The organism is Streptomyces sp. SudanB5_2050 (assembly GCF_964272335.1).
Classification (GTDB): Bacteria; Actinomycetota; Actinomycetes; order Streptomycetales; family Streptomycetaceae; genus Streptomyces; species Streptomyces rochei.
In genome coordinates this window covers 3,792,171-3,804,643 of record NZ_OZ186760.1, presented here as the reverse complement: position 1 = coordinate 3,804,643, position 12,473 = coordinate 3,792,171, and the positions used below count along the sequence as shown (strand labels likewise).

The following is a 12,473-nucleotide window of genomic DNA, read 5'->3' as shown; positions in this document are numbered from 1 at the left end:
TCCGGTGTCAGCCCCTGGGGAATTCTCCGCCGTCCACGAAGATGTTGCTTCCGGTGAGCCAGCCCGCCCGGTCGGACGCGAGGAACAGCACCGCGTCGGCGATGTCGCCGGGCCGGCCGTCGCGCCCCAGCGGTGTGGTGGTGCCCGGTCCCGGGCCCTCGGACAGCCGCGCCCACTGCGCACGCGTCGCCTCGCCCCCGGGCGTGGTGACCCGGCCGGGGCTCACCGTGTTGACCCGGACGCCGGCCGGGGCCAGCTCCGCGGCCATGCCCCGGCTGTAGTTCTCCAGCGCCGCCTTCGCCGCCTCGTAGTGCAGGAACGGCGGCAGCGCGGCGGGGACCGCGGCCGAGGAGACGTGCACGATCACGCCCGAACGCCGCTCCCGCATCCCCGGTGCCAGCAGCGCGTCCAAGCGCACCGCCGCCAGGAAGTTCAGCTCCAGCGCCGCCCGCCACTCCTCGTCGGGGATGTCCAGCGCGCTCCGGTACGGCTGGGCACCGCCCGCGTTGTGGACCAGGACGTCCACGCCTCCGAGCACGTCCCGCGCCGCCTGCGCGAGCACCTCCGCGCCGGCCGGGGTCCCCACGTCGGCCGTGACGAACGCGGCCCCCTCCGGCGCCGTGCCCGCCGCCGACCTGGCGGCCGTCAGCACCTTCGCGCCCGCGTCGAGGAACTGCCGCACGACGGCCGCCCCGATCCCCCGGGTGCCACCCGTGACCAGCACTCGCTTCCCCGCGAATTCTTTCTCTCCATATCCGGTCCCGCTCGGGTTCTCGTTCTCGGCCATGCCGCATTCCCTACCGTCGTGAGCGTGAATCGAGGCGATCACCTCGTCGGTCGGCTTCACGCTACGACCGAAAAAGAAAGGGAGGCAAAGACGAAATGTGAGCGGGGGGCATAGGAAATCCCTATACCGGCGCTGTCGCTGTCGCTGTCGCTGTCGCTGTCGCTGTCGCTGCCGCGTGCTGTCGCTGTCGCCGTCCGTCGGTGGTCGCTGGGGCCACTGCGCTGTGCCGGTGCCACCGGGGAGGTCACCCGAGACGCGCGGGCGCCGGCACCACACACGTCGAAGGGCCCCACCGCGAACGGTGGGGCCCTTCGACATCGTGCCCGGTGAGGCACTGGCGGAGGATACGAGATTCGAACTCGTGAGGGGTTGCCCCCAACACGCTTTCCAAGCGTGCGCCCTAGGCCTCTAGGCGAATCCTCCGCCGAGAACATTACATGACGTCGGGGAGTGCTCGCGAACTCGTTCTCCGGCGCCCGGATCGGGTAACCTGTGGCACAGCCCCTCACGCGGCGCTATCTGACTGAACTCCCCCAGGGCCGGAAGGCAGCAAGGGTAGGTTGGCTCTGGCGGGTGCGTGGGGGGCGCTTGCGTTCGCGGGGGTGGCCGGGGTCACCGGGGCGGCGGCTTCGCGGGCGGTCCGGTTGTCGGTGGGCGCCTATAACCTCGTATGCGTGTCGTCTCTCGCGCTCTACCGCCGTTACCGCCCGGAGTCCTTCGCCGAGGTCATCGGTCAGGGGCATGTCACCGACCCGCTGCAGCAGGCGCTGCGGAACAACCGGGTCAATCACGCGTACCTCTTCAGTGGTCCGCGCGGCTGCGGCAAGACGACCAGCGCCCGCATCCTGGCGCGCTGTCTGAACTGCGAGCAGGGCCCCACCCCGACCCCGTGCGGCGAGTGCCAGTCCTGCCGGGACCTGGCGAGGAACGGGCCGGGCTCCATCGACGTCATCGAGATCGACGCCGCCTCCCACGGAGGTGTGGACGACGCCCGTGACCTGCGCGAGAAGGCGTTCTTCGGGCCCGCCTCCAGCCGGTACAAGATCTACATCATCGACGAGGCCCACATGGTCTCGCCGCAGGGCTTCAACGCTCTGCTGAAGGTCGTCGAGGAGCCCCCGGAGCACCTCAAGTTCATCTTCGCGACCACCGAGCCCGAGAAGGTCATCGGCACCATCCGTTCGCGGACCCACCACTACCCCTTCCGCCTGGTGCCGCCCGGCACCCTGCGCGACTACCTCGGCGAGGTCTGCGGCAAGGAGGGGATCGCGATCGAGGACGGCGTGCTTCCCCTGGTGGTGCGGGCCGGCGCGGGTTCCGTCCGTGACTCCATGTCGGTCATGGACCAGCTGCTCGCGGGCGCCGGCGCCGACGGTGTGACGTACGACATGACGACCGCCCTGCTCGGCTACACGGACGGCTCGCTGCTGGACTCCGTCGTCGAGGCGTTCGTCACAGGGGACGGCTCGGCCGCCTTCGAGGTCGTGGACCGGGTGATCGAGAGCGGCAACGACCCGCGGCGCTTCGTCACCGACCTGCTGGAGCGCCTGCGTGACCTGGTGATCCTCGCCGCCGTGCCCGACGCCGCCGAGAAGGGGCTGATCGACGCCCCCGCCGACGTCGTCGAGCGGATGCAGGAGCAGGCGCGGTCGTTCGGCGCCGCCGAGCTGAGCCGCGCCGCCGACATCGTCAACGAGGGGCTCACCGAGATGCGGGGCGCCCACTCGCCCCGCCTCCAGCTGGAGCTGATCTGCGCGCGCGTGCTCCTGCCCGCCGCGTACGGAGACGAGCGTGCGGTGATGGCGCGCCTCGACCGGATCGAGCGTGGTGTGCAGTTCTCGGCGGGTGCGGGCGCGCCCGCCATGGGATACGTCCCCGGGCCCGAGACGCATGCCGGCGCCGCGGCTCCGGCTCCCTCGTCCGCCGCTCCGGTTCCGCCGGGCGGCGGGCCCGCCGCCGCGCGGGCGGCGGTACGGGGGCCCGGGGCCGGTGGCGCCCCCACGCCGGCCGGCCGGGGTGGTGCGGCTCCGGAGTCGGCTCCCGGTGCCGGTGCCGGTGCCGGCGTCGGTGCTGGTTCCGGTTCCGGTTCCGGTCTCGGGGAGGGCGGTGGCCAGGTCGGTGGGGGCTCGCCTCAGACCCCGCCCGCGCCCGTCACCCCTGCGGCGCCTCCCACCGCCCCCGCCCCCGCGGCCACGCCCGCTCCCGTGCCCGACGCGGCTCCGGCCGCCTCGGCGCCCGCGCCCGGTGCCTGGCCGACCGCGACCCCCGCCGGCGGCGGGCGGCGGCCCGGAGGGTGGCCCACGGCGGCGCCCGCGGGCAGCGGACAGCCCCGTAACCCGGCCGCCTCCGGTCCGGCGGCCGGTCCCGCCGCGCCTCCGGCCGCCGCTCCCGCTCCCGCGCCTGCCGCCGCCGCACCCGCCGGTCCGCCGCCTGGGTCCGGAGTCGACCCCCGTCAGCTGTGGCCCAACATCCTGGAGGCGGTGAAGAACCGCCGCCGGTTCACCTGGATCCTGCTCAGCCAGAACGCGCAGGTGACCGGCTTCGACGGCACCACCCTGCAGATCGGCTTCGTCAACGGCGGCGCCCGGGACAACTTCCTGAGCAGCGGCAGCGAGGACGTGCTGCGGCAGGCCCTGGCCGAGCAGTTCAACGTGCAGTGGAAGATCGAGGCGGTCGTCGACCCCTCCGGCGGCTCGGCCCCGCCCCCGGCCGGCCCCGCCGGTGGTTACGGCGGCCCCGGTGGCGGACCGGGCGGCCAGGGGAACGGCGGCTTCGGCGGAGGCGGCGGCTTCGGCGGTGGCGCGCCCGCGCAGCGCCCGTCGGCACCCGCACCCGCCGCCCACCCTCCGGCCTCCGGCCCTGCCCCCGCCTCCAGCGCCGCCGCGCCCGCACCCGCCGCCCCCGCACCCGCGCCCAGACCCCCGGCCCCGGAGCCGCGCCCGGTCTCCCCGGAGGACGACATCCCCGAGGACGACGACCCGGACCTGGACGAGTCGGCACTCTCCGGCAAGGAGCTGCTGGTACGGGAGCTGGGTGCGACCGTGCTCGAGGAGATCGCGAACGAGTAGCGGGACCGGGGAGCGGGACACGAGAGCGGGACCGGGGAGCGGGCGACGAACGGCCCGGGTCCTGCGGGCGGTGCCTGGAGGAACACACAAGGGCTCGCGTCCCGCCCCTTCGGAAGCCCGCACAAAGCGCACCCGCGCGTTCCCATTAGGCTGACCCCGTGAAGGTCCTTGTCATCGGCGGCGGCGCCCGCGAACACGCCCTGTGCCGTTCCCTGTCCCTCGACCCCGACGTCACCGCGCTGCACTGCGCACCCGGCAACGCCGGCATCGCCGAGGTCGCCGAACTGCACCAGGTCGACGCCCTCGACGGCGCGGCCGTCACCGCGCTGGCCACCCGGCTCGGCGCCGAACTGGTCGTCGTAGGCCCCGAGGCGCCCCTCGTCGCCGGGGTCGCCGACGCCGTGCGCGACGCGGGCATCCCGGTCTTCGGCCCGTCCGGGGAGGCCGCGCAGCTGGAAGGCTCCAAGGCCTTCGCCAAGGACGTCATGGCCGCCGCCGGCGTACCCACCGCCCGTTCGTACGTCTGCACGAACGCGGACGAGGTCGACGCGGCCCTCGACGCCTTCGGCGCCCCCTACGTCGTCAAGGACGACGGACTGGCCGCCGGCAAGGGCGTCGTCGTCACCGACGACCTGGAGGCGGCCCGCGCCCACGCGGCGGCCTGCGACCGCGTCGTCATCGAGGAGTACCTGGACGGCCCCGAGGTCTCCCTCTTCGCCATCACCGACGGCGAGAACGTCCGCCCGCTCCAGCCCGCCCAGGACTTCAAGCGCGCCCTCGACGGCGACCAGGGCCCCAACACCGGCGGCATGGGCGCGTACTCGCCCCTGCCGTGGGCCGACCCCAAGCTGGTCGACGAGGTCGTGGAGAGCGTCCTCCAGCCGACCGTCGACGAGATGCGCCGCCGCGGCACCCCGTTCTCCGGGCTCCTGTACGCGGGTCTGGCGATCACGTCCCGCGGTGTCCGCGTGATCGAGTTCAACGCCCGTTTCGGCGACCCCGAGACCCAGGTCGTACTGGCCCGGCTCCGGACGCCGCTGGCCGGCCTGCTGATGGCCGCCGCCACCGGCAACCTCGCGGACCTGGAGCCGCTGCGCTGGAGCGACGACGCGGCCGTCACCGTGGTCGTCGCCTCCCACAACTACCCCGGCACCCCGCGCACCGGTGACCCGATCACCGGCCTCGACGAGGTCGCCGCCCAGGACGCCCCGCACGCCTACGTCCTGCACGCCGGCACCCGGCGCGAGGGCGACGCCGTGGTCAGCGCCGGCGGCCGCGTCCTGTCCGTCACCGCCACCGGGACCGACCTCACCGAGGCCCGCGACCGCGCCTACCGGGCCGTCGCCCGCATCGGCCTCGACGGCTCCCAGCACCGCACGGACATCGCGGCGAAGGCGGCGGACGCGTAACCGGGGAGACCCGCGCGACACACCGCAGCCGCCACCGCACCCCCACCGCGCCCGCACCGCACTCGCACGAACCCGACAGGCCCCGGCTCCGTCCCAGAAGCCGGGGCCTGATCCTTGCTGTCCGTCATCCACCTTTCCCCAAAGCCATTCCATCGAGTGACCGATGGGCCATACGGCTGACGGGTGCCCCGCCCCCAACTAGGGTGCCGCGCAAGCGTTCCGGCACTTGGCCCACCGGCATTGCGATGTCAGTGGCGGGTGCCACAGTGGGGTGGGTGAGCAAGAGCGGGAGAGCAGCAGGACAGCCCTGGACGGACAGACCAGCGAGGAGGGGGTGAGGTCCGGCCGTGACCGGTATCGGTGGTGGAGTGGAGCTGGGCGCGCAGGCCGCGCGTTCCCGGGCGCTCGCCGTGCTGCGCGTCCGCAGCCGGGCGCTCGCCGTCGCCCTGTTGCCCGCCGCCGCCGCCGTGATCCTGCTCGCGGGCGGCTCGACCGGGCACCTGGTGGGCGGGGGCTGGGACGCCGCCCGCTGGGCCGTGTCCGTGCTCGCGCTCCTGGTCCTGGCGGCCACCGCCGCGGTCGCCCTGGTGGTCGCCCGCGCCCGGCCCGCGGTCACCCCGACGGTCGCGGTCGCCGAGGAGTCCGCCCCGGATCTCTACCGGATGGTCCGTGACCTGGCCGACCGGCTCGACGTCCCCGCTCCCTCCGCGATAGCCCTCACGCCGGACTGCGACAGCTGGCTGGAGGACCGCACCCATCCGGCGCACGGCCCGCCGCCCGCCCGGGACGACGACGACCTGTCCGACCCGGTCGGACCCGCCCGGCGCCGCAGCGCCGCCGCGCCGGTCCTAGTCATCGGATCGCCCTTCCTGTGGTGGATGCGGGTCGGGGAGCTGCGCGCCGTCCTCGCCCCGGTCGTCGCGGGCACGGGACCCGCCGCGCACCCCGACATAGCCGCGGCCCGTCGCTTCATACGCGGCCTGGACGCCGCGGTGGCGGCGACCTCGACGGACGGGCGCGGGCCGCTGGCCCGCGCGGCGCGCGGAGGCATCGGCGGGGTGTCCCGGCTCCTGCTGCGCGGCTGCCGCGTGCACGCCGCCGAGATGGAGCGCGGGGTCGCGGCGGCCGCCGCCGAGCGTGCACAGGCTGTGGACTACGGTCTGCGGATCGTCGCGCAGGAACAGGTGGGGCTCGCCTACGCGGGCTGGGACCGGCTGCTGACCCGGGTGGCCCTGCCCGCCTGGCGGATGGGCCGGTGGCCCTCCCGGCTGGACGTGGGCGTCGTCGCCGCGCTCACGGAGCTGTCCCGCCGCGACCGCCTGGCCGAGGGCTTCGCCTCCCGGCTGGGTGAGCGTCCCGCGTGCGACCTGCTGGAGGAGCCCGGGCTGATGGACGAGGCGGTCTCGCTCCTCGCCGCGCGTCTCTTCCACGGTGGGCCCGCCGAGACCGGCCCGGACTGGGCGCCGGTCGGGTGGGAGGAGTATCCCGAGGAGGTCGTCGACCGCGCCTGGCGCACGGACGCGGCCCGTCTCCACCGGGTCCTGGACACCCTGGGCGTCCGCCGTGCCGCCGAGGGCGCCGCGCCCGGCACGGACGGCCCGACCCTGTCCCGGGTCCTCGACCACCTCACGACCACGCCCGCCGAAGCCCCCGTCCCCGCCCGCGACCCGGCAGCCGACGCGGACCCCGACGCCACCCCGGACACCGACGCCACCCCGGGCACCGCCCACCACGCCACCCCGGGCACCGGTACCGCCACCCCTGACGACCAGGCCACCTCCCACCCCCAGGCCGCCACCGCCTCGGACCCCCAGGCCGCCACCGCCTCGGACCCCCAGGCAGCCACTGCCCCCGACCCCCAGGCCGCCACCACCCCAGACCCCCAGCCCCTCACCACCCCCGACGACCAGCCCGCCGACGCCCCCGCCACCCCCGGCAGCGCTGACCACAGCAACGACGGGAACGGCACCGAGGATGACGACGACGACGACCTAGCCGGCACCACCCCCCGGGGCGCCGCCCTCGCCGCCGGCCTCAGTGCCCAGCTGGCCCGCGAGGAGGCGCGGACGCAGGCCCTGGCCTCCGGGACCGCGCCCCCGCCCCCCGGGACGGCGAGCGGACCGGCCGCCACCGGCACCGCCCTCTGGGACGACCGGGCCCTCCCCCTCCTCCCGCTGCAGCCCCCGCGCACCGGCCGCGAGATCCTCACCGCCCACATCACCGCGATGGTGTGCTGCGCGGCGATGGACACTGCCGGCGCGACCCCCGGCCTCGACTGGCTCGACGGACCGACCCTCCTGGTCGACGGCGCCCGCCGCGCCGACCTGGCCCCGCACGTCCGCAGCCTGGTGGAGACCGGCGACCCGGCCCCGCTGCGCGCCTGGCTGTCCGACCTCGGCGTGCGCCCCGAGAAGCCGGTGCGTCTCGTCTGACCCGAGGGCGGACACCGAGCCGCACCGGGGACCGTACCGCCCCACCATGAAGCGGAGGTCTGAATTCCACTTTCGGCCACTTCGCGACGAACAGTGACAGCACGCGCGCGAAATGTGATGTGCTGGGACCGATCGCGCACATGGCAAAGGCGTTCGTCATACGCACGACCACGGGGGCACGAGGGAGGGGACTGTCCCATGGGGCCCGAGCAGATTCGCCGCTGGGAGTCGGGCGCACTCGCGCACGCCGTGACGGATCCCTTCGGCCAGGGGCCCGTCCCCTGGCTGCGCGGCGGTGAGACCTACTTCGGCGACACCGGCCAGGTCGTCGCCTGGTACGCGGACCCGGACGCGGCCGACCCGGACGGCACCCCGGGCACCCGCCGCGGCGGCGCCCCCGGGGCGCGGACCCGCGACCGGCGCACCGACGTCGTCGGCCCCCGCGCCGCCGACGACGTCCGCCGCCAGATCAAGGGCTTCACCGCCACCGGAGCCGCCGCCCCCGGCGAGGCCATCGACTTCCACATCACCGTCGACCCACCGCAGGAGTTCAGCGTCGACGTCTACCGCATCGGCCACTACGGCGGTGACGGCGCCGCCAAGATCACCACCAGCCCCCGGCTGTCCGGCATCGTCCAGCCCCCGCCCCTGACCGCCGACCGCACCGTCTCCTGCCACCACTGGTGGCTCTCCTGGCGGCTGCAGATCCCGTCGTACTGGAACATCGGCGCGTACGTCGCCGTCCTCACCACCGCCGACGGCTACCGCTCCCACGTCCCCTTCACGGTCCGCGACGACCACCCCGCCGACCTGCTCCTCCTCCTGCCGGACGTGACCTGGCAGGCGTACAACCTGTACCCGGAGGACGGCCGCACCGGCGCCAGCCTCTACCACGCCTGGGACGAGGAGGGCCGCCTGCTCGGCGAGGCGGACGCCGCGACGACCGTCTCCTTCGACCGGCCGTACGCGGGCGCCGGCCTGCCCCTGCACGTCGGGCACGCCTACGACTTCATCCGCTTCGCCGAGCGCTACGGCTACGACCTGGCCTACGCCGACGCCCGCGACCTGCACTCCGGCCGCATCGACCCCACCCGCTACCGCGGCCTGGTCTTCCCCGGCCACGACGAGTACTGGTCGGTCCCCATGCGCCGCACCACGGAACTCGCCCGCGAGCACGGCACCTCCCTGGTCTTCCTCTCCGCCAACACCATGTACTGGCAGGTCGAGCTGGGCCCGTCCCCCTCCGGGACCCCCGACCGCCTCCTGACCTGCCGCAAGCGCAAAGGCCCCGGCAAGCCGGTGCTGTGGCGGGAGATCGACCGCCCCGAGCAGCAGCTCCTCGGCATCCAGTACGCGGGACGCGTCCCCGAACCGCACCCGCTGATCGTCCGCAACGCTGGCCACTGGCTGTGGGAGGCCACCGGAGCCCACGAGGGCGACGAGATCGAGGACCTGGTGGCGGGCGAGGCCGACCGCTACTTCCCGCGCACCGCGCTCCCCGCGCACGACGAACGGGTCCTGCTCGCGCACAGCCCGTACACCGACGCGGACGGCGCCCGCCGCCACCAGGAGACGTCGCTGTACCGGGCGCCGTCGGGCGCGTGGGTCTTCGCGTCCGGCACGTTCGCCTGGTCCCCGGCCCTGGACCGTCCGGGCCACGTCGACCCGCGCGTCCAGCGGGCCACCGCCAACCTCCTGGACCGCATCTGCAAACGGGACTGACCCGCGCACGGACCCGCACCCCGGCCCGACCCGCCGTCCCCGACGACCCGCCCGTACGGGACAATCGGAGCATTGGACCAAACCACGGGGAGGAACCGTGTCCGGATTCGTCGAAAAGCCCGAGCCGATCCAGGTTCCGGGCCTGGTGCATCTGCACACCGGCAAGGTGCGCGAGCTGTACCGGAACGAGGCGGGCGACCTCGTGATGGTCGCCAGTGACCGCATCTCCGCCTACGACTGGGTGCTGCCGACCGAGATCCCCGACAAGGGCCGGGTCCTCACCCAGCTCTCCCTGTGGTGGTTCGACCAGCTCGCCGACCTGGCCCCCAACCACGTGCTCAGCACCGAGCTGCCCCCCGGCGCCCCCGCCGACTGGGAGGGCCGCGCCCTGGTCTGCAAGTCCCTGCGGATGGTCCCCGTCGAGTGCGTGGCCCGCGGCTACCTCACCGGCTCGGGGCTGGCCGAGTACGACCGGAGCCGTACCGTCTGCGGCCTCGCCCTGCCCGAGGGCCTGGTCGACGGCTCGGAGCTGCCCGCCCCGATCTTCACCCCGGCCACCAAGGCCGAGGTCGGCGAGCACGACGAGAACGTCTCCTACGAGGAGGTCGCCCGCCAGGTCGGCGCGGACACCGCCGCCCGCCTGCGCCAGGCCACCCTCGCCGTCTACTCCCGGGCCCGGGACGTCGCCCGCGACCGCGGCATCGTGCTGGCCGACACCAAGTTCGAGTTCGGCTTCGACGGCGACGACCTGGTCCTCGCCGACGAGGTGCTCACCCCGGACTCCTCCCGCTTCTGGCCGGCCGACCAGTGGGAGCCGGGACGCGCCCAGCCGTCGTACGACAAGCAGTTCGTCCGGGACTGGCTGACCTCGGCGGAGTCCGGCTGGGACCGGAAGAGCGAGCAGCCCCCGCCCCCGCTGCCCCAGCACGTCGTGGACGCCACCCGCGCCAAGTACATCGAGGCGTACGAGCGTCTGACCGGCCTGAGCTGGTCCTAGACCAGCGCGGACACGAAGAAGCCCCCGGCCGGAACCGGGGGCTTCCTCATATGGAGCGAACGACGAGGTTCGAACTCGCGACCTCAACCTTGGCAAGGTTGCGCTCTACCAACTGAGCTACGTTCGCACTCCGCGCCGTGGATTTCTCCGTGGCGCGACAGCCACTATACCCAACCGCGCTCCCTCGCGAGCCGCACCGCCGCGTGCCGGTTCTCCGCGCCGAGCTTGGTCGCGGCCGACGACAGGTAGTTCCGCACGGTTCCCTCGGCGAGCGCGGCCCGCTCGGCGATCTCCGCCACGGGCGCCCCGTCGGCCGCGTGCTCCAGCACCTCGGCCTCCCGCGCGGTCAGCGGCGAGTCCCCGGCGGAGATCGCGTCGGCCGCCAACTCCGGGTCGACATAGCGGTTTCCGGCGTGCACGGTGCGGATCAGCTCGGCGAGCCGCTGGGCGCTGACCGTCTTGGGCACGAACCCGCGCACCCCCGCCGCGAGCGCCCGCTTCAGATGGCCGGGCCGCCCGTGACTGGTCACGATCAGCACCTTGCAGCCGGGCAGCTCGGTCCGCAGCGATGTGGCGACCTTCACACCGTCCGCGCCGGGCATCTGCAGATCCAGCACGGCGACGTCCGGCGCGTGCGCGCGTGCCATCGCCAGCGCCTCCGGTCCGGTGGCCGCCTCGGCGACCACGACGAGGTCCTCCTCCAGGGACAGCAGGGCGGCGAGCGCTCCCCGGATCAGATGCTCGTCGTCGGCGAGCAGGACCCGTACGGCCGTCGTCACGAGGCGACCTCCAGGCCGTCCCGGGCGGGCGACGGCAGCGGCACCTCGGCCCTGAGCCGGAACAGGCCCTTGCCGGCGGCCCCCGCCTCCAGCGTCCCGCCCACCGCGGAGAGCCGCTCCCGCAGCCCCGCGAGCCCGGAGCCCCCGGTCGCCGGGGCGGGCGCCTGCGCGCCGGCCGAGGGGCCGGCCGCCTCGGCGACCCCGTCGTTCTCCACCGTCAGCACCACATGTCCTTCCGCCATCAGCACCTGTACGGCGACCCTCTTCGCGTCCCCGTGCCGCAGCACGTTCGTGGTCGCCTCCCGCACCACCCAGCCGAGCGCCGACTGCACCTCGGCGGGCAGTCCCGCCGTCTCGTCGCGGACCTCCGCGGCGATGCCCGCCGCCGACAGCACGCCACGGGCGCCGGCCAGTTCCACCTCGAGCGCGGCCTCCCGGTAGCCGCGTACGACGTCGCGCACCTCCCGCTGCGACTCCTGCGCGATGCGCTGCACCTCGATCATCTGCTCCACCGCCTCGGGCCGTCCGCGCCGGGACAGCTGGACGGCCAGTTCGCTCTTGAGGGCGATCACGGCCAGGTTGCGCCCCATCACGTCGTGCAGGTCCCGGCCGAAGCGCAGCCGTTCCTCGGCGACGGCGAGCCGGGCCCGGGTCTCCTTCGCCTCGTCGAGCGTGTAGACCACGTTGAGGAGCCAGACGGAGAGCACGGCGGTGAAGGAGAGGAAGCCCCCGGCCGCCAACAGGACGCAGGCCACGATCAGCGCGGCGAGCCACTCCATGCCCACGAGGTACGACACGACCCCCGCGCCGACCGCGAAACCGCAGACCAGGCCGGTGACCCGGCGCCTTCGGTGGGGCACGCACAGGGTCATGACGCCGATGCCGAAGCCGTGGATGCCCACGAAGACGCCGAGGGCGGCGGCGTCGACGTCCGCGCCGCCCGGGCCGTGCTCCGCGACGGCGACCGCGGGGACCCCGAGGACCGCCGTGACGGTGACGAGCGTCCACAGCTCCCGCACGGGCTGCGCACGGCGTCCGCGCACCCAGTCCAGCGCCCGGGAGGCGGTCACCATGCACACCACGGCATGCGTGACCACCATGAGGGACAGCACCGTCGCCAGCCGCGGCCCGACCTGGCCGTAGGTCGACAGCCCGATGCCGGCGATCTCGCTCAACGCGAAGAAGTGGAACGACCACCGGGTGTACGTCTCCACCTTCTCCGGCGTGTCCTTCCGCCGCCACCATCCGCCTGGCCTGCGCATCTGCCCGCCGTCCCCGC

Annotated in this window: 8 protein-coding genes, 2 tRNA genes and 1 other RNA gene; 6 read left to right on the top strand and 5 right to left on the bottom strand. The window is 74.5% G+C overall.

What is annotated here, in order from left to right:
* Window positions 1–7 precede the first annotated feature (7 nt).
* Window positions 8–787 (bottom strand): oxidoreductase, encoded by a 780-nt coding sequence (locus tag ACFZP7_RS16930; RefSeq protein WP_385634721.1) that lies wholly within the window; start codon window positions 785–787, stop codon window positions 8–10.
* A gap of 335 nt (window positions 788–1,122) precedes the next feature.
* A tRNA-Ser gene (locus ACFZP7_RS16925) sits at window positions 1,123–1,210 on the bottom strand.
* A 73-nt stretch (window positions 1,211–1,283) separates the two neighbouring features.
* On the opposite strand from ACFZP7_RS16925, the gene ffs reads away from it, so the two are divergent.
* From ffs to ACFZP7_RS16895, 6 genes are all read left to right on the top strand, one after another.
* Window positions 1,284–1,382, top strand: an RNA gene (gene ffs / locus ACFZP7_RS16920) — signal recognition particle sRNA small type.
* Between the two features lie 79 nt (window positions 1,383–1,461).
* Window positions 1,462–3,855: a DNA polymerase III subunit gamma and tau gene (locus tag ACFZP7_RS16915; RefSeq protein WP_385634720.1), complete on the top strand. Its 2,394-nt coding sequence runs from the start codon at window positions 1,462–1,464 to the stop codon at window positions 3,853–3,855.
* Between the two features lie 158 nt (window positions 3,856–4,013).
* Entirely contained in the window at window positions 4,014–5,264 is a 1,251-nt protein-coding gene (gene purD, locus ACFZP7_RS16910; RefSeq protein WP_030977956.1) for a phosphoribosylamine--glycine ligase, read from the top strand.
* A gap of 347 nt (window positions 5,265–5,611) precedes the next feature.
* Complete coding sequence (locus ACFZP7_RS16905; RefSeq protein ID WP_385634719.1) at window positions 5,612–7,696, top strand: hypothetical protein; 2,085 nt, start codon at window positions 5,612–5,614, stop codon at window positions 7,694–7,696.
* Window positions 7,697–7,894: 198 nt separating this feature from the next.
* The gene (locus ACFZP7_RS16900) at window positions 7,895–9,418 is read left to right on the top strand and encodes a N,N-dimethylformamidase beta subunit family domain-containing protein (protein WP_355163202.1); all 1,524 of its coding nucleotides are present in this window, start codon (window positions 7,895–7,897) and stop codon (window positions 9,416–9,418) included.
* A 97-nt stretch (window positions 9,419–9,515) separates the two neighbouring features.
* Window positions 9,516–10,415, top strand: coding sequence for a phosphoribosylaminoimidazolesuccinocarboxamide synthase (locus ACFZP7_RS16895; RefSeq protein WP_127443442.1), 900 nt, complete (start codon window positions 9,516–9,518; stop codon window positions 10,413–10,415).
* A gap of 51 nt (window positions 10,416–10,466) precedes the next feature.
* Here ACFZP7_RS16895 and ACFZP7_RS16890 read toward each other — a convergent pair.
* The 3 genes from ACFZP7_RS16890 to ACFZP7_RS16880 form a co-directional block, all read right to left on the bottom strand.
* Window positions 10,467–10,542: transfer RNA gene (locus tag ACFZP7_RS16890), tRNA-Gly, on the bottom strand.
* 37 nt (window positions 10,543–10,579) lie between these two features.
* Window positions 10,580–11,194 carry a response regulator transcription factor gene (locus tag ACFZP7_RS16885; protein WP_019330654.1) on the bottom strand — a complete coding sequence of 205 codons (615 nt, stop codon included), beginning with the start codon at window positions 11,192–11,194 and terminating at the stop codon, window positions 10,580–10,582.
* Complete coding sequence (locus tag ACFZP7_RS16880; protein WP_385634718.1) at window positions 11,191–12,456, bottom strand: sensor histidine kinase; 1,266 nt, start codon at window positions 12,454–12,456, stop codon at window positions 11,191–11,193. Before ACFZP7_RS16880 ends, ACFZP7_RS16885 begins: the two co-directional genes overlap by 4 nt.
* Window positions 12,457–12,473 lie beyond the last annotated feature (17 nt).

Coding starts and splice junctions, on each gene's coding strand:
- ACFZP7_RS16880 (WP_385634718.1), bottom strand. CDS start 12,456: ATGCGCAGGCCAGGCGGATGGTGGCGGCGGAAGGACACGCCGGAGAAG.
- ACFZP7_RS16930 (WP_385634721.1), bottom strand. CDS start 787: ATGGCCGAGAACGAGAACCCGAGCGGGACCGGATATGGAGAGAAAGAA.
- ACFZP7_RS16900 (WP_355163202.1), top strand. CDS start 7,895: ATGGGGCCCGAGCAGATTCGCCGCTGGGAGTCGGGCGCACTCGCGCAC.